The organism is Pseudolactococcus reticulitermitis, assembly GCF_002260845.1.
Classification (GTDB): Bacteria; Bacillota; Bacilli; order Lactobacillales; family Streptococcaceae; genus Pseudolactococcus; species Pseudolactococcus reticulitermitis.
Window position 1 is genome coordinate 205130 of the sequence record NZ_BEDT01000003.1, and the last position, 17527, is coordinate 222656.

The 17527-nt window shown below is 39.4% G+C and carries 15 protein-coding genes; all 15 read right to left on the reverse strand.

All coding sequences use genetic code 11. The annotated features are described in order from the left end of the window. Positions 1-107: 107 nt before the first annotated feature. Entirely contained in the window at positions 108-1991 is a 1884-nt protein-coding gene (pepO, locus tag RsY01_RS07025) for an endopeptidase PepO (protein ID WP_094784848.1), read from the reverse strand. Further along, complete coding sequence (locus tag RsY01_RS07030) at positions 1984-3015, reverse strand: Gfo/Idh/MocA family oxidoreductase (protein ID WP_094784849.1); 1032 nt, start codon at positions 3013-3015, stop codon at positions 1984-1986. Before RsY01_RS07030 ends, pepO begins: the two co-directional genes overlap by 8 nt. Before the next feature lie 50 nt (positions 3016-3065). Then, positions 3066-3572, reverse strand: coding sequence for a hypothetical protein (locus RsY01_RS07035; RefSeq protein WP_094784850.1), 507 nt, complete (start codon positions 3570-3572; stop codon positions 3066-3068). 1 nt (position 3573) lies between these two features. Beyond that, on the reverse strand, positions 3574-3879 hold the full coding sequence (locus RsY01_RS07040) for a nucleotide pyrophosphohydrolase (RefSeq protein ID WP_094784851.1): 306 nt from the start codon (positions 3877-3879) through the stop codon (positions 3574-3576). 55 nt (positions 3880-3934) lie between these two features. After that, the gene (locus tag RsY01_RS07045) at positions 3935-6418 is read right to left on the reverse strand and encodes a TOTE conflict system archaeo-eukaryotic primase domain-containing protein (RefSeq protein WP_432205770.1); all 2484 of its coding nucleotides are present in this window, start codon (positions 6416-6418) and stop codon (positions 3935-3937) included. 98 nt (positions 6419-6516) lie between these two features. Beyond that, a complete protein-coding gene (locus RsY01_RS07050) occupies positions 6517-7077 on the reverse strand; it encodes a Fic family protein (protein WP_157905795.1) in 561 nt (186 codons plus the stop codon). Between the two features lie 187 nt (positions 7078-7264). Further along, on the reverse strand, positions 7265-8584 hold the full coding sequence (locus RsY01_RS07055) for a carbohydrate-binding domain-containing protein (protein WP_094784854.1): 1320 nt from the start codon (positions 8582-8584) through the stop codon (positions 7265-7267). 15 nt (positions 8585-8599) lie between these two features. Continuing rightward, positions 8600-9280: a DUF4956 domain-containing protein gene (locus RsY01_RS07060; protein ID WP_094784855.1), complete on the reverse strand. Its 681-nt coding sequence runs from the start codon at positions 9278-9280 to the stop codon at positions 8600-8602. Then, positions 9258-10043, reverse strand: a complete 786-nt coding sequence (locus tag RsY01_RS07065) for a polyphosphate polymerase domain-containing protein (protein WP_094784856.1) — start codon at positions 10041-10043, stop codon at positions 9258-9260. Before RsY01_RS07065 ends, RsY01_RS07060 begins: the two co-directional genes overlap by 23 nt. A 333-nt stretch (positions 10044-10376) precedes the next feature. Next, the gene (nrdG, locus tag RsY01_RS07070; RefSeq protein WP_094784857.1) at positions 10377-10976 is read right to left on the reverse strand and encodes an anaerobic ribonucleoside-triphosphate reductase activating protein; all 600 of its coding nucleotides are present in this window, start codon (positions 10974-10976) and stop codon (positions 10377-10379) included. Continuing rightward, positions 10973-11116, reverse strand: a complete 144-nt coding sequence (locus tag RsY01_RS11010) for a hypothetical protein (protein ID WP_167373242.1) — start codon at positions 11114-11116, stop codon at positions 10973-10975. Before RsY01_RS11010 ends, nrdG begins: the two co-directional genes overlap by 4 nt. A 29-nt stretch (positions 11117-11145) precedes the next feature. Then, on the reverse strand, positions 11146-12774 hold the full coding sequence (locus RsY01_RS07075) for a putative polysaccharide biosynthesis protein (RefSeq protein ID WP_094784858.1): 1629 nt from the start codon (positions 12772-12774) through the stop codon (positions 11146-11148). 15 nt (positions 12775-12789) lie between these two features. Beyond that, positions 12790-13689 (reverse strand): GTPase Era, encoded by a 900-nt coding sequence (gene era / locus RsY01_RS07080; protein WP_094784859.1) that lies wholly within the window; start codon positions 13687-13689, stop codon positions 12790-12792. 162 nt (positions 13690-13851) lie between these two features. Next, positions 13852-15852, reverse strand: coding sequence for an NACHT domain-containing protein (locus RsY01_RS07085; protein WP_094784860.1), 2001 nt, complete (start codon positions 15850-15852; stop codon positions 13852-13854). 131 nt (positions 15853-15983) lie between these two features. After that, positions 15984-17525, reverse strand: coding sequence for a degradosome RNA helicase CshA (cshA, locus tag RsY01_RS07090; RefSeq protein ID WP_094784861.1), 1542 nt, complete (start codon positions 17523-17525; stop codon positions 15984-15986). Positions 17526-17527: the final 2 nt, after the last annotated feature.

Below are 17527 nucleotides of genomic sequence, written 5' to 3' on the forward strand. Positions count from 1 at the left end.
AATTTTCAAAAAATTTGTAAAACTTTTTAGCCGTCTTCATATCGATAGAAAAAAACTTGCTATTCTCTTAAATAGAGAGAAAGCAAGTTTTTTTGAGCTATCCTGATTTACCAAATCTTAACACGGTCGCTTGGCTCACGCCACATGCCGTCACCTTTTTGAATATCAAAAGTGGCAAAGAATTCATCTAAGTTACTAGCTTGCACATTGGCACGGAGTTTACCCGGTGCATGGACGTCCATTGAGAGCAACATTTGTTGGTATTCTTCCGAGGCTTTGAGGCGCCAGATTTCTCCCCACTGGGTAAAAAAGGCTTTCAAATCTGTGTCAGATTCTCTGAGCGCTACGGTCATGGCAGCTGTCAAGCCGCCGGCATCGGCGATATTTTCCGAAACGACCAGTTGACCATTAACCTTGCCACCAGCGATTTCTAGACCGTCAAACTCAGCAATCATCAGCTCTTGCTTGGCTTCAAAAGCTTTGAAATCCTCATCTGTCCACCAGTTGTTCATGTTGCCAAACTCGTCGAAAAGAGCGCCGTTATTATCAAAGGCATGAGAGATTTCGTGGGCAATCACTGCGCCAATCCCGCCGTAATTTTGGCTCGGCGTTTGCTCCGTCGCTGAGTAAAAGGGCTTTTGCAAAATGGCTGCAGGGAAGACGATGGTGTTGCTATCTGGGCTAAAGTAGGCATTGACCATGTGGGCTGGCATGTGCCACTCCGTTTTATCGACATCTTCATTGAATTTGGCATAATGGCGATGGCTGCGCGCGACATCAAAACGTGTGATATTCGTATAAAGACTGTCATGCGACACGGTAAATTGTTGATAAATTTCTGGTAATTGATCAGGAAAACCGATAAAGACCGTCATGGCATCCAATTTCTTGATGGCTTTATCAATCGTCACACGGCTCAACCAAGTATTTTTATCCAATCGTTCTTGATAGACTTTAATCATCTCAGAGGTCATGTGTTTCACATCTGCCTTGGCTGCTTCGCCAAAATATTTGTGACCATAGTAAAGCCCAACAGCTTGTGAATACTGCCCCGTCGCCAAGTCAAAGGCATGTTTTTCTTGACTGCGCGCTTCAGATGTACCAGATAATTTGCGGGAAAATTCACTGCCCAAAATCCGCAGATCATCAGACAAATACTGAGTTGAACCTCTCAGTAATTTGACCAACATCCATGATTTGATCAGCTCAAAATTGTCAGCATTGACGATTTGATCAAAGTTTTCATAGAAGCGTTTTTCATAGACAACGATTTTTTCAGGTAACTTTCCGATTAAACTATCGATAATTTTGGCAAATGGGACAGACTTGATGTGTGATGTGAAATCACTGATAGCGATAGGATTATAAAGTTCCGCATACTTTGCCCATTCTTCAGATGTATTGACGTACTGGGCTAAGATGGCATCGAATTTGACCGTGTTCTCAGCTTGTTGCTGTGCGTCTTCTGCTGAATAGCCAAACTCACGCAAAATGGCAACCGTGTTGCTCGCATAAAAGTCAAGCAACTCAGCTTTACGTGGGTGTTCCGCCGCATAGTAAGTCGTGTCTGGCAAAATCAAGCCAGCACCAGAAAAAGTCAAGGCATAATGCACAGCGTCTTTCATATCGGTATCGACTGATAATCCAAAGGGTACAGGCACCTGTGAGTTTAAAATCAAGTCCGAAAATTTCCCTGTCAATTCATCAAAATCTGAAATGCCTAAAATTTTGTCTAACTCAGGTTGAACAGGTTCAGTCCCAAACTCGAAACGCTCGATAAAATCGCCTGCTTTTTTGTAGAATTTCGCAAATTCAGTCATGACAGGTTCGTCAAACTCATGAATGGTTGCAAAATCGTGCATTAATGTTTTTTCGTTGTTAATCACCAGCTCATCAAAGGCTGCAATCCGTGGGCGGTCTGACGGAATTTCCGTTTCTGCCAGCCACTCAGCATTGACCGCTTCAAATAAATCGTCCTGAATTCTAACCATTTTTAAAACCACCTTCTAAAATGTCAATCACGCGCAACATCTGCGCATCTGTAATTAATTTTTCTGCTCCATTGACCAAGGTCTCATAGGCCGCATCGTAAATCCGACCATAGTCGCCAAGCTCTGACGGGATGTATTTCTCGATACGGTCGCCGTTTTGGTTGAGATAGGTCAGATGCCCGTAAGCTTGCGGACTATCCTCGCCAAATCCTGATACCCCTGGCATGATGCCAGCTTTCAAGTCATTTTCCTGCTGATCAACCTCTTGCTTGATAAACGTGCCTTTTGTGCCTTGAATCAACCATTTTGGATAGGGCACAAGGGCTAACTCCGTCGCATGGACGCTAGCTTTTAAGTGGTCAGGATAGAATAAATCTACAGCAAAATGGTCATCGAGCGTGCTCAAAGGCTGGCGGGTACTCCTAATATCGTACTGAACTTTTTCAGGACTGCCAAATAGACTGACCATTTGGTCAACGAGATGGACACCATGACCGTAAAAAGCGCCATCAAAATTCGAGCCTGTGACGACCGTCTCATCAGGTCGAAAATGATCCATGTGAACCTGAATATCAATCACGCGCCCCAGATACCCCGTCTCAATCACTTTTTTAACCGTCAAAAAGTCACTATCGAACCGACGATTTTGGAAAGGCATGAAAAAGAGATTGGCGGCATTGGCAAGCGCTATTAGCTCTTGCATTTCAGACAATTTCTCAACAGCTGGCTTGTCTAGCAAGACATTTTTACCCGCCTGCAATAATTGTTTCGCCAAGGCGAAATGCGATTTGGCTGGTGTCACGATAATAACTAGGTCAATGGTCGTGTCTTGAATAATATCCTGAATATCTGTCGAAAAACGCGTACCAGTCGCTTCCAAAGCAAGTTGCGCCTCAGGATTTTTCATCAAAGTTGGCGTGACGACTCTAGCAATCTCAAAATTGTCACGTATTTGCAAATAAGGAATGTGGTAACGGTTGGTTGATTTGCCAAAACCAACATAGGCTATTTTCAATTTTTTCATGTCTATATTGTATCAGAAAATTGGTGTTTTTCCTTTATTTAGCTATATACTCATTTAATATTCTCAGCGACAAAGTGGTCTTTCCCTTTTGTCGGCTCAAAAAATCGCCAAACCTCACCTTGAGTCCTTGAAATAAATGCCTGTAAGCACCAACCATTTGAAAACGTGATGCAGATATCAAAATGGTCATTTACCGTTACATCCAAAACACGACTATCGTTCTCTGATAAATTCATATTTTCAGCGCGTTCATCATAAAGATTTCCACCTTGAATATCCCAATCAAATGTATCCCAGTCAAACGTTTTAGCATTAGTATCAGTATCTGATATCGGATAGTACATATCTCCTGAAGCAATAACAATTCGATCTGACTGATTATCAATGATTCGCCAAGATGTTTGCAGATGCAAGGCAAACTCATGTACGATTCGGTCCCTTCCTTTCCAGTCAGTCGCCTGCACTTCCTTCCCAAAACCAAGCCACGCCATATCTGCTGCCCTACCAATGGTTGAAAATTTTTGTCCAATGATATCCTGAATATAAGTTTTATCCATCCTACTCCCGACACTTTTCAACGGGATATTTCTTCCCGTTCTTAATCATCTTATTTTGAATTATTTCAGTGACATCTAATCCTAAATCACTTGACAATATCAAAGTGTAAATCATGACATCAGAGATTTCGTCTTTGATATTGTCTATATTTTCTCGGATGGCTTCTTCACTTGATAGCCATTGGAAGTTTTCCAGTAACTCTGCCGCTTCCAGTGAAATTGACAAGGCAATATCTTTCTCGTTATGCGCTTGCCGCCAATTTCTGTCGTCTCTGAATTGGTTGATGGCTTTGATTAATGCTTCCATGTTGTCGCTCCTCTATTTTTTATTTATATAATTGATTAAACCACATATCTTGCAATCAAGATAAGGGATAATCCGCCAGTAATTCTTTGCCTAAGCGATCACTCACAAATCGGATACTTGTCGCTGAAAGATCCTTATACCCCCAAAACTGAATGCTACCATACCAACAAATTTCATCATCAATGATTAAGATTGACTGTTGAATTTTGGCATTGAAGATGACTTGAATCGCTTGATGTGTGAGCAATTCAATCAAACTCTTCTGTGTTTCTCTTGCCTTCCCTCGCAAAATTTCGGGATTTTTTGTGATGATTTGAACTTTTCCTTTGACATGTTCAAGTCGTCTAATCAACTGCAGATTGAGTTTTGGTACGATGATTTCCACACTGTTTTTAGCATTTAACAGATCATTTTCAAGCGTTTGCTGATAATTATGGCTATCAAACACTTTGGATTGGTAGGCACTGGTCAATTCGTCTTCCGCCAATCGATAGTCTTGCTTACGATAAGTTGTAAGCCTTTTTTGGTACATTTTGGCAAATCGAGGCACTGAAATGTCCACATAATCATAGACACGTAATTCTGTTTTCTCAGATAAATTTCGTTGTAATCTACCTAAATACTGTTGCTGATTTCCTTTCCAAGAAAATGGCAAAGCAAATATCAAAGTATCAAGCTGAGGTAAATCAAAGCCTTCCCCTGCAAATTTGCTGGTAGATAGCAAGACGAAAGGCGTTTTCATTTGACTCATTTGGGCAATCTTATCACGATTTTCAGCCCTCTTCCCTTGTCCTGTCATTTCAAACAAAGGGATTTCATCAAGTTCCTCACGCATCATTTCTGACAAAATCTTTAAATGTGCAACCCTTTCACTGAGTAATAATACCGTTCTACCTAATTTTGCTTGCGCAAGAACATCCTGAACGATTTGTTTGTTCCGATTTTTCGACTGCGACAATCGTTTTAGCTGGTTGGTGTAAGTATCATGTAAAAATTCAGAAGAGATTTCACCAATGGACGTGTAGCGTGGGTAAACATATTGTTGAATCAAAAGATTTTCTGACTGCATCCTTTGACTTTCAAAAACAATCTGCCCACATCGCATCAAAATAATCGCCTCTAAGCCGTCTTTTCGTTGTGGTGTCGCACTCAAACCATAAAGAAATTTAACACTTGCATATCTAATAACTGCCTCAAAAGAAGGCGCCGCAATATGGTGACACTCGTCCACAATGACCATGCCGTAATCCTTGAAGAAATCAGCCAAATTTGCCATTTTAGCAAGTTTGCCAATTGTGACAATATCAACAACTTTCGACTGTTTATTTTTTTGACCTGATAAGATGCCAACTTTTTCTTTTTTCCGCTTTCGCCCTGTTTTTGTCAATTCTTCAAAGGGTTCTGTTTCAATGGTTAAAAATTCATCTAGTCTGCTTTTCCATTGATTGACCAAATTATCCAAATGCACAATGATTAACGTACTCGTCTTGCGCTCAGCAATCAGCTTGGCGCTCACAACTGTTTTACCAAAACCAGTTCTAGCAGATAAAATCCCTAAGTCCGTTTGACTTAAAGCCTCAAATCCCTCTTCCTGTTCTGGACGCAAGCTACCATTAAATTTGACAATAATTTCTTGACCAGCAGATTTCATATCTTGCCATTTAATGTCATCGATGACAGACTTTAATTTGGCAGTCAAACCACGTGGTAAATAAATATTGTGCTCATCTTCTCTTGCACTGGTGATAAACTGTGGAATATTATCCTGCCAAATCGGCGCTCTCATCCGTTGTCGTTTGACAAATTCTGGATTTCTAAATGTCGCCAGATACATTAGTTGAATTTGTTCTTTTCTGGATAAATTTTCTTTAGCAATTATCAACTCACCCGCAGCAATACATCGGATTGCTTTCGGATAAGCTACTTCTCTTTTTGAAACTTTTGGTTGAAAATGCTTATCAAAAAGTTCATACCCCGCCTTGCTTTCAGTCACCTCTGTAAAATCTAGAATCTCTTTTTCAGAATAGTGTTTTTTGACAAGCAAATGTTCCCAGAGATTCATAATCGGTTGAAAAGTGTTAGTTAGAAAAGTTGACCGTCCCTCTTGAACATTTTTGAACTGCAAAGGCAGGGCAATCAAATTACCGAAACCACCAGTTGGTAAGGTATCTTGCATGGGAATCATCCGATCATAACTCGAAAAATCAATGCCTGGTTGCTGCATCAATGTTGTTGTCAATATCGCACTACCAAATCGTCTTGCAAGCCTCGCTGGTATATTTGATGCAAAGAAAAACCAGAGATGAATCCCTTTGCCACTCCGTGAGCGTTCAATCAGGCAATCAATGCCTTCACGTTCACAAGTTGTCACAACCGCTTGAGCTGACTTGATCGCATCTGCCTTATCAAAATCCATGACCAACAAATAAGTCGTATCATCTATCAGCATCGGATAAATCCCATAAAAACTCCGCTCATCATCGCCAAATTCTAAGGCTTTTTTTCTATTTTTAGGCAGGGGTTGAGAAAAATCTTTTATTTCCTGCGAAGCAACATAGGCAAAAGCCTTATATCTGTCAACTTCAAATTCAGATAATTCTTCTAGCCATTCTCCTAGTTCTTTAGCGTTTTCTGCTTTTAAATACTGTAAATATCTTCCCTTACAAGTCGATCATGTTTAAGTGCTACTAAGGCATTTAACATTCTGCCTGTACGACCGTTACCATCAGAAAAAGGATGAATTTTTTCAAATTTAATATGATATTCAGCGATTGTTTCAAAGAGCTGCCCTGTTTCTTTAAGAGCTTTGTTGTAATCCACAACAAACTCTGCCATTACTTCGGCTGTCTCGCTAGCTTTAGCTGTTTGAAATTCAGCACCTACAATATAATTGTTTAACTTTTTGTATTCACCCGCAAAAGTTACAGTGCTCTCGCCAATAAAGTAATCAATCTTCTTTATGATAAATTCCGTCAATTCAGTTGGTTCATTTAATTCTTGCAAAACTACTTCTAAGGTACGTGCATTACTTTCAATTTCGAAAATTTCACGCTTATGAACGCTTCTACTCGGCGTTATACCCTCTAACAGCAAAACTGCTGTCTCTGCCAATGTCAGCGTATTCCCCTCTAAAGCCGTTGAATGGTGGCTAAATCGGATGGCTAAATCTTTGATATAATCTTCTGGTATTTCACGCATCATACTCTCCATAGTTAATCCTTTACAGTCTAGGTCTACCTAAGCGAATAACCTTTGTCCTACCATCATTATAAAAAATACCATTTTCCCATCCTATTTATTTTAACATATTTATGATAATACAGCTGATATAGGCCTAGCATAATGTTTTTCTTTTTAAACAAAAAAAGCGCCGTTGCACGCTCCTTTAATGCCCTCTAGGACCACCTTTACCGCCACCCATACCGCCTTGCATACCACTAAAGGTTGCAATCGTATCTTGGGTAATAGCTGTTGTCGTGCCATCTGCTGCAACTTCTACTACCGTTGCGTTGCTCTGTTTATAAGTACCATCAAAGTCAATCGTTGACCAATCACGAGCTGATTTCGGCACATGGACCGTTATCATACCTCCCGTTATCGTCAAATCACCATTAGAGTCCAGACCGTCACCAGAACCAGAAAGTCCCGCATAAACAACCAGCTTACCACCCGAAATCGTTACCTTACCTGTGCTTGAATTAAAATTATCTTGTTTTGTCCCAGTCTCGCTATCATTGCCACCAGCACCATTAATCCCGTCATCTTGCGCTTTGACTGTGATGTCGCCACCCTTGATTTGAAGATCCGCCGCCTCAAGCCCTTCGTATGAGTTATCAATTTTGATTGTCCCGTTATTGACCTCTAAAATACCATCTGCGTGCATACCATCATCTTCAACATCAAGCGTTATATCACCCTGATTGATGACAATGTTGGTGCTGGCATGGAAACCGTCGCTTATTGCCTTGATATTGAACGTCCCACCATTCACCGTAATCACGCCTTGATTCGCCTCTTCGGTATTGGTCGTTTTAACCGCATTACTTTCAGAAGTTAGGATAAACTCACCACCATCAAAAGTCACACTGTCTTTACCTTTGATGGTTTCATTTTTCGCAGTCAATTCGTAAGTGCCACTGCTAAAAGTCAAATCATTTTTAGATTGAATGGCATTTTGAGCTGCTGAAGTCACTACTAATTTTCCTTTGCCTGTGAAGCTCAAATCATCTTTTGAATAAATCGTTGCTGTATTCTCTGCATCTTCACCTGTGCTTGAAATTGTATTGGTCGTGCCCTCTACCGTTTCAATCGTGACTTTTTTACCATTGGTAATAGCAATGGGAGCCGTTGTCGTGTTTGCCAAGTCAACATTGTTTAAAACAATCGTGACTTGATCCGTATCGCCCACATTGATGGCAATTTGACCATTCTTGGTCTGCCCTGTGATTTCATAAGTACCTGCTTGCGTAATGGACAAGTTGGCGTTTTGTGACAAATCTACTTTTGTCGCATTTTCAAGTGCTGTTGCGGTGACTGTTTCACTACTTTTAGCTGTACTCGCCTTGCTTGCATCAGTGCTTTTACTAGTCGAAGTTGCCGAGATAGCAGAAGTCTGCTTGCCTTTATTTAAGACCACAACCATTCCAAGAATGACGGCTAATCCTACGATAATTGAGACAATACTTATTATTTTTTTATGTTTCATATTAAACACTCTTTCTTATAAATCATTTAACCCAAGCTTGTTGTGTTGGATTGTTATCGGCAGATTACCATTGACTTCGCGCAATTTATCGAGGAAAATCTTTTGTTGGGCGCTATCTTTTTCTGTAATCGAAAAAGTGACTTCTAATAAGCTCCCGAGATTGGTCGTTTTGACTTGCTCAATCTTGTAACCATTGGTAAATTCTGCAAAAATGGGATTAAATTCTGAGTTGTAATCTGTATATTCTGGCAGGGTAATTTTAACTTGTTTCTGCGTTGAGGCTGTTTCACCAAATTTCATTTGCGTGTAGGCAAGCATGGCAAGGCTAACAATAATGACAAAAATAAAAGCATAAACGACATAACCCATTCCGATCGCAAGACCAGACGCCATTGAGAAAAAAATCGTCGTAATTTCACGCGCATTCCCCGGAGCTGAACGGAAACGAACCAGTGTGAAAGCACCAGCCACGGTAATGCCTGCACCCAGATTGCCGTTCACAACCATGATAACTGCAGAAACGAGCACCGGCAACAAGGCAATGGTAAACACAAAATTTTTGCTGTAATGATTGCGGTACATATGAATTTTAGCAATGACGAAGCCAGCTAAAAGACTGGCAAAAATCGTCGTCAGCAAGACCGGCAAGCTGACTGAGAGTGTGTTGGTTGAACTAGGTAGAATACTTGATAGCATATGTTTTATTTTCCTTTTCTTGAGAAGTTAAATTTGATATTTTTTTCTGATAATAATGCGGGGCAATGGCTAGATGATAGATATTACCATACTTCGTGAATTTACTTTGATAAATGTCAAGTTCTGATAAAATGCGGGAAATTTCCAACGGAAAACTTTCTGAGACTTTAATTTCCATGAGTATAGTATCATCGTCTGTCAACGCGTTTTGAGCAATCAAGTTCGCCTGCATCAAATCAAATTCTGTCAGACTGTATCTGATATTTTGGTCAAAAGTAATCCGAAAATCTGCATCCTTCTTGTGAAACATAGCTAGTCTATCGTAGCTAATCAACGCCTTGGGTTGGAGTACTTCTTGTTGTTGATAATAGGCTATTTCCCTTAAAATTTGACTTTCTTTATTAATTTCTTGTCCTTGAAGAAAGTCTAGCGCTTGATCATAGGCTAACTTTTCTCGTCGCTTATAGGTAATACCAGCCACTTTTTTTTTGAGTTCCAGAAAAACTTGACTATCTACCGTTGCTTGACCATAACTACGCAAGCGCAATTTTTCTTTAAACTTCGGTTTAGAAACTGAATGCCTGATAACATCAAAGTCAGATGTATCGTAATAAATCGTATGAATGGAATGTAGACCATAATCATCAAAACACATAACTGTCTGCAACATCTCAACTAATTTCTCAAATTTTTGACGCGTTAGCAGATATTTCTTTTCCTTACGTTCAAAAATTTGTCCATTTTTCACTTTACTTTTCGCCATTTACTCCTCCTTGTTCTAATGTATACTTTATTTTACAACCAAATACTTAACTACTCCTTAATTATAAAAAAGCAGTAAATTAGAAAAGAGGTTGGGACAAAAAGTCCTCTAAAAAATAGGCTATGAACCATTTCCGATGTTAATCGAAAACGGTTCATAGCCTATTTTGTGTGAAATGGGTATTGTTTTGTCAAAACAATACCAAAATAGTAAGAAAAGCGCTGCTACCATTGAAAAAATCAAGAAGCTGTGAAAAGTCGAAAGTTAGCATCATTTTAGTCTAGCCATTTTTGAAGCCTTTTGTCCCAATCTATCGCTATTAATAGTACTATTTTAGATTAATTTTTCTTTATGAAACTGTTCCACGACTTGATCGCCGTCATTGAGTTTTTCCCAGATGACAACTTCTCCTGCTTTCAGGGATTTTTGGACATCAATAATCCGTTGATTGCTTGAGCCACGGAATTGTAGCAAGAGATTTTTCTTAGAGAGGTCAAAACGACCGTCAACCAAGATGTCGATATGCGCTAACAACTCGAGTTTATCTGGCGTTTCTAGCATCAGTTCATCCCAAGTATAGCCCGTCCATGACCAAATATCTTTATCAGGTAGCTCAGACTTGATTCTTTTCACCAGCGGTAAAACCGTGCCAGTGTTGAGAAACGGCTCGCCACCCAGCAAGGTCAAACCTTGCACATAGGACAAAGCCATATCTGCCATGATGCGTTCTTCCAACTCAGGCGTATAAGGCGTGCCAAATCTAAAATTCCAAGTCGCTTCATTGTAGCAGCCCTCACACTGGAACGGACAGCCACTGACATAGAGACTATTGCGCACACCTTCACCGTCAACGAAATTGAGCGGTTTATAGTCTGCGATATAGCCCTGAGATAAGTCTTCAGCTCGCCATTCTTGGGGTTTGGGATTATTCATTTCTTGCCTGATTTCTTTTTGTCGAGATATTGTGCTTTAATCGCTTCTAATTTTAATTGCTTATCGGATTTCCCGATATTTTTTTCATGAAACTTCTGGACACTTTGTTGTCCTTTATAGTCTAATTGATATTTACCCATTTTTTACCTCATTTACTAACTTATAAACTTTAAATATGCAATCTTCGGCGAAGAGATGTGCCTTTTTCGCCCAATAATTTTTCTAAGTACCCTAGTTTCGCTGCCATAACTAGGTATGCCGCGAATCCAAGACCTCCCGCTATCACTGTTTCCAGCAGGACGTGATCTGGCAGTAGCCATTTGACCACGCTCACGACGACCGCCATAATCAAGGTCATCGTCGCAATGCCTAAGAACCCACGGAATGTCACTTTGACCGAAAACTCAGAGACTTGCTGGACTTTTCGCAAGAAGAGGAAGACCCCGATGCCAAAGGCTATCGTCGTTGCAATCATCGGCCCGTAAGCTTCATAAAGCAAAATCGCAGGCACTTGAAGGACAAGCTTGATGCCTAGCGTCAAAGCAAAGTAGCGCATTGCGACGCGACTATGGCGCAAGGCTTGGAGCATCGGTGATAACATGGCATAACTAGCCAGAAGGAAACTCTGGAGAAAGGCAAAGACAAACAAATTCAGCTGGAGTTGGCTTGGCGACACATAGAAAATCGTGTAGATTTGACGCGCCAAAATACTCATGCCAACAACAGCTGGAAGCATGAAAACAGCAAATAATTGAAGACTATAACTAATCAAATGTGCCGTCTCTTTTTTATTCCCCTTGACATAAGACGACGTGATGACGGGAATGCTGACCCCTCCCAACGTCGTTGCCACACCAATCAACACCATGGTCAACTTATCGGTATTGGCAGAAAAGTAAGAGAAGAAAATCGCCAACTGCGCATCCGTGTAATTGGCAATCAGCCGCATGACGTGCGGAAAAGTTGTTTGGTCAATCAGTTTGAAAATCTGAATCGCCGACCCAATCACGATAAAGGGAATGGCCTGCGTGAGGGTTTGCGTGAGGAGGTTAACCGCATTGATCTGGTGTTTAGATGGCCCAGGATTGGCAATGTTAGCAATGTCGCCTTGTTTCATCAAAGCCAAAACCAAAACAACAGAACTGGCAATCATGCCGATAAAAGCGGCAGTTGTTGACTGCGTCACTGCTGCCACCCAGTCGCCTGAGCCAATTTTCATAATGGTAAAGGCTGTGACCAACATCCAAATGACGCGTACAATCTGCTCAAAAAGCTGACTGAGGGCATAGGGTTTCATATTGCTCAAACCTTGGAAATAGCCGCGAATGACCGACATGGCAGGAAAAACGAGAACAGCCAGTGACAGAGATTTCATGACCGGAATCAAGTCCTTACCACCACCTGATAGCGCCGCGAAAAATGGCGCAAGCAGATACATCACCCCTGCAAAAACGGCGCCCAAGATGACCATAAAAACCAACATTTGGCGCACCAGACGATAGGACATATTGCGATCGCCGAGCGCATTGTACTTGGCGACTTCCCGAGAAATGGCGACTGGAATCCCAGCCGTCGAAATCAGGAGAAAGAGGGCGTAGACATTGTAGCCCATGGAAAATAGGGCGTTGGCCTGATCGCCATGACTGCCCATCCACGCATACCAAGGAATGATATAGATGGCACCCAAAATCTTCGACAGGAAATCGCCTGCCGTCATCCAAAAAGTGCCCGCCAGCATTTTATTTTGCTGATTTTGTGAGCTAGAAATTTCTGCTTCTATAAACTCTGCATTTTCCATTTTAGACAGCCACCCTTAAAAATCATCCTTACGATAACCCATTGCCTGAATATCAATTTTTTTATCCCGCCAGTTAGATTTGATTTTGACCCAAGTTTCGAGGTAAACTTTATCGCCTAGCATGACTTCGATGTCACGACGTGCCATTTTCCCGACCTTGCGAATCATATCGCCGCCTTTTCCGAGGATAATCCCTTTTTGACTCTTGCGCTCAACGTAAATCGTTGCCATAATATGGATTTTCCCTGTCTCTTCATCACGTTTCATCGAATCAACCGTTACAGCGATTGAATGTGGCACTTCTTCACGTGTCAAAATCAGAACTTTTTCACGAATCATTTCACCAACCAGAAAACGTTCAGGATGATCCGTAATCATATCATCTGGGAAGTATTTAAAACCTTCCTCGAGATTGCTTTTGAGAATTTCAAGGAGTTTTTCGGTGTTATTGCCTTCAAGGGCAGAAATCGGCACGACTTCTTTAAAGTCCATCTGTGTGCGGAAATCATCGATTTGTGCCAAGAGTTGGTCGGGATGCACTTTATCGATTTTATTGACAACCAAAATCACGGGGACATTGGCTTGTTTGAGACGCTCAATAATCATATTGTCGCCCTTGCCACGCGCTTCATCAGCCGGCACCATGAATAAAACGGTATCGACTTCGCGCAAAGTAGAATAGGCAGACTCGACCATGTAGTCGCCCAAAGCGTTGTGTGGTTTATGGATACCCGGCGTGTCAATAAAAACGATTTGCTCGTTTTCAGTCGTATAAATCCCTTGGATTTTATTACGCGTGGTTTGCGCTTTATCACTCATGATGGCGATTTTTTGCCCCATCACATGGTTAAGCAAGGTTGATTTCCCGACATTTGGTCGGCCGATAATTGAAACGAATCCTGATTTAAAGGTCATATTTTTTCTTTCTGTTTGAGGTAATCTTGATATACTTATCAACGACTGCATTTGTTCGATAACTGCCCATTTCGGACAGACTTATTTTATTATAACATAAAAAGCCGTTGCCGACTTTTCAGTTTTATCTTATATCACTTTTATATGCTTTCCCATATACACTCAATAGTTAACTAACCCTAATAGAAAGTCTATTTCTTTTTGTTCTTCTTTTTTCTCATTTTCAATCTTATTCCGATATAGTGATAATTTTTCTATATTTCTATACAAATTGGCTATCTTAAACACTTGATTTAACAATTCATCCTTCACTATTTCTGATGTAGGAATCTTAACCAATCTATATTCTACTCCTGATTCTGGATTCTCTTCTTCTCTAGTTACAATAAATATCTCACGTCTAACATTTTTTTCGAAAAATTTTCCACCATTATTCCAAAAATAAGATACCCTTTTCCTAAAAAGTCCTCTATCAGACGTATTTAATTTATCAAATTCAGAAAAATATTCTTTTTCATTATCTGAACTAATATAATAAAGAAATCTTGATTTAATTTTAGCATTGTACAATTCAAAACCAAAAGGAAAATAGACTAAAGTTCCAGGATTATTACCATATTTATTATTGATTAATTTATAATAATAAAATTCTGACAATTCATACTCATATCCTAAAAAATTTGGAGCAGTCTCTATTTCTTCCAAAATAGGCAACACCACATTTTCATCAAAATATCTGTTTTTATGAATGTTATCAAGTTCTTTATAATATTCAAAAGTAGTCAAATATACTCTCCAATTGTATGCTCTTCCCTCAGTTTTACTATCGAGTAAACTTTTAGTAAAAAATTTTTTCTGTTCTTCTTGTTTAAATCCATATAAACAATATGCAGCATAAAATTCTTGAAAAATATTATGAACAAAATAGTACTTTTCACCTTCTTTATATATCAAACATAAGCAAACAGAAAAATCATACAATATTTTTGAAATATCAACATCAATTTTTTCCGATGATATTATTTTATCCAATATATCCTTTATCTCAGAAATGCTAAACTCTTTTTTCTCACCTTTATACTTAAAATACGTCACATAACAAAATTTAGAAAACAACTTTCTAATCTCTGCTTCACTACAATTTGTCTTTAATTCTCTTTTAAATCCTCCCAATTTACTACCATCATGCTCTTCATATAGTACAATAAAGACCTTCAATAAAAAACTACTCTTCTCCTTTGGAAAATTGGAATTTTTTGCAAAAGTTCTAAGCATCAACATCAAAAGAATTGGGTTCTGAGCCAAACTCTCATATTCTAAAAATAGACTTTCTGATAATTTTTCTTTGAATATGTTTCTCAAATCATTAGGATAAAACTTCAGTTTTTCTATCAAAGATACTGCTTGTTCTAAAGTCAAACCTTTAGTACTAAAATTTTTTAGTCCATCTACTGTATCAATATTTCCTTTGGGCATATTTCGACTGCTAATAATAAAGCTATTGTCACAATTACTAGTCATACACTCATCAAGTTCAATAAGAAATTTTGTCATATATGAAGAATTTATCTCATCAAATGCATCTAATAAAAATAAAAATCTACCTTTTGATACCATATTTTCAAAATACTTATATTCTAAGTCAAAATTTAAAACCTTCATTTCTTCATATATGAATTTTAGTAACCCTCTTCTCTCTCTAGGATCATAATTATACTTTCTTAGTTCTATGTATACAGGTATCTTACTTTTTTCACTACTATTAATTATTGATGTTAAAAAGAAATATTTTAACATTGTTGATTTCCCAATACCTCCATATCCTGTTATCCAACAATAATTTGATATGCTCAATAAATTTTCAACACTTGAAGATAACACTCTGTCTTTGTCTACTATATGTTCATTATTATCTTCTATTTTCTTATACTCTAAATAACTCTCTTGATATATAGACAACAATTCTTGTCTGTCATCATTCAATACTGTCGGAACTTTATTATACTTTTCAATAGAAGTTTCAAAATACTTCTTAAAATTTTTATTATAATTTGTATCAAACTTCTCCCAAGAATCAACCGCTATCTTTAAACCTTCTTTAACTAAAATTTTCCAATTAAAATCCAATAAATTGTCAATCCCTTTGTCAAATACTTTATTCATGATTATTCATTTCCTTTTTATTTTATATAAATTTTATTATAACAAATTCAATAACATTTGTCCTGAATTAATCATAGGTTATAAACGATAAAAAAATGATGCTAACCAATTTGGTTAACATCACTCTCGTCTTATTTATCGCCCTTATTGCGAATCACGAAACCAGGTTTCTTTTCAGTCGCTTTAGGGTGAACTTTTTGTTTATCTTTTTTGTAGTAGTCTTTTTTGTTGCGGTCATCACGATTGCGACCGCCACCGCCACCTCGACGATCACGGTTATAGTTACCACGACGTTTGTTGCCACCGCCACGATTGCCACCACGTCCGCCACCTTCACCGTTAAATGGTAGTGGTTTTTCAGCAGCGATTTCTACTTTAGGACGTGTATCAGGATCATTAACCTTGGCTTGCAATAAAAGTGAAACCAAAAGTTTGGCATCATATTCAGCAAGTAAGTTTTCGGCATCTTCATCAAATTTTTCCAATTTGGCTGAGATTTTTGGATCAGTCAAATCACGTTTGATGTCGTCGAAAGCAACAGCGAGACTAGCTTGGTAAGCTTCTTCACGTGTTGGTGGCTTCATGCCTTTCATTTCTTTCTTGGTCAAACGCTCAATGGCACGCAAGTAACCCATTTCATTGTTAGACACGAAAGTGATAGACAAACCAGATTTACCAGCACGACCTGTCCGGCCGATACGGTGAACATATGATTCTTGGTCTTGTGTGATATCGTAGTTATAAACGTGCGTTACGCCAGAAATATCCAGACCACGTGCCGCAACGTCAGTTGCAACCAAAACATCAAGGTTATCATTTTTGAAATCGCGCAAGACAGCCAACCGCTTTTGTTGCGCCAAATCGCCATGAATCCCCTCAGCACGGTAGCCAAGCAATTTCAAACCACGTGTGATTTCGTCAACACGACGTTTAGTCCGACCAAAGATAATCGCTAATTCAGGTCTTTGCACATCGATCAAACGAGTCAAGACATCAAATTTCTCGAATTCTTTTGTCTTAATGTAGTATTGGTCAATCAAATCAGACGTCATTTCTTTCGAAACGATTTTGATGTGTTGCGGATCTTTCATGAATTTCACGCCGATTTTCTTGATGGCGTCAGGCATGGTTGCCGAGAACAAGAGCGTTTGACGCTCAGCAGGTGTCGCTTTGATGATGAATTCAAGGTCATCAATAAAGCCCATGTTCAGCATTTCATCTGCTTCGTCGAGAATCAATGTCTCAATATCGCCAAGTTTCAAGGCACGACGCTTAATCAAGTCAACCATTCGACCAGGCGTGCCAACCACGACATGCGCGCCAGATTTAAGGGCGTTAATTTGCTTTTCAATGCTGGCACCACCAAAGACTGAACGCACTTTGATGCCTTTATCGCGACCAAAACGGAAAAGTTCTTCTTGTGATTGGACTGCTAATTCACGTGTCGGTGCGATGACAATCGCTTGTAAACCACCATTAACGTCAATTTTATTCAAGGTTGGTAGACCAAAGGCGGCTGTTTTACCAGTACCTGTTTGGGCTTGACCAATCACATCTTTGCCATCAAGGGCGAGCATGATGGTTTGTTCCTGAATCGGTGTTGGTGTTTCGTAGCCAGCTTTAGAGATGGCCGATAGGATGTCTTCTGACAATCCGAGTTCTGAAAATTTCAAGT

Excerpts from the sequence above, each read along its gene's own strand:
- RsY01_RS07040 (WP_094784851.1), bottom strand. The coding sequence starts at position 3,879 with ATGGAAGCATTAATCAAAGCCATCAACCAATTCAGAGACGACAGAAAT.
- RsY01_RS07085 (WP_094784860.1), bottom strand. The coding sequence starts at position 15,852 with ATGAATAAAGTATTTGACAAAGGGATTGACAATTTATTGGATTTTAAT.
- RsY01_RS07065 (WP_094784856.1), bottom strand. The coding sequence starts at position 10,043 with ATGGCGAAAAGTAAAGTGAAAAATGGACAAATTTTTGAACGTAAGGAA.
- RsY01_RS11010 (WP_167373242.1), bottom strand. The coding sequence starts at position 11,116 with ATGGGTAAATATCAATTAGACTATAAAGGACAACAAAGTGTCCAGAAG.
- RsY01_RS07030 (WP_094784849.1), bottom strand. The coding sequence starts at position 3,015 with ATGAAAAAATTGAAAATAGCCTATGTTGGTTTTGGCAAATCAACCAAC.
- pepO (WP_094784848.1), bottom strand. The coding sequence starts at position 1,991 with ATGGTTAGAATTCAGGACGATTTATTTGAAGCGGTCAATGCTGAGTGG.
- RsY01_RS07050 (WP_157905795.1), bottom strand. The coding sequence starts at position 7,077 with ATGCGTGAAATACCAGAAGATTATATCAAAGATTTAGCCATCCGATTT.
- RsY01_RS07075 (WP_094784858.1), bottom strand. The coding sequence starts at position 12,774 with ATGGAAAATGCAGAGTTTATAGAAGCAGAAATTTCTAGCTCACAAAAT.
- era (WP_094784859.1), bottom strand. The coding sequence starts at position 13,689 with ATGACCTTTAAATCAGGATTCGTTTCAATTATCGGCCGACCAAATGTC.
- RsY01_RS07055 (WP_094784854.1), bottom strand. The coding sequence starts at position 8,584 with ATGAAACATAAAAAAATAATAAGTATTGTCTCAATTATCGTAGGATTA.
- nrdG (WP_094784857.1), bottom strand. The coding sequence starts at position 10,976 with ATGAATAATCCCAAACCCCAAGAATGGCGAGCTGAAGACTTATCTCAG.
- RsY01_RS07035 (WP_094784850.1), bottom strand. The coding sequence starts at position 3,572 with ATGGATAAAACTTATATTCAGGATATCATTGGACAAAAATTTTCAACC.
- RsY01_RS07060 (WP_094784855.1), bottom strand. The coding sequence starts at position 9,280 with ATGCTATCAAGTATTCTACCTAGTTCAACCAACACACTCTCAGTCAGC.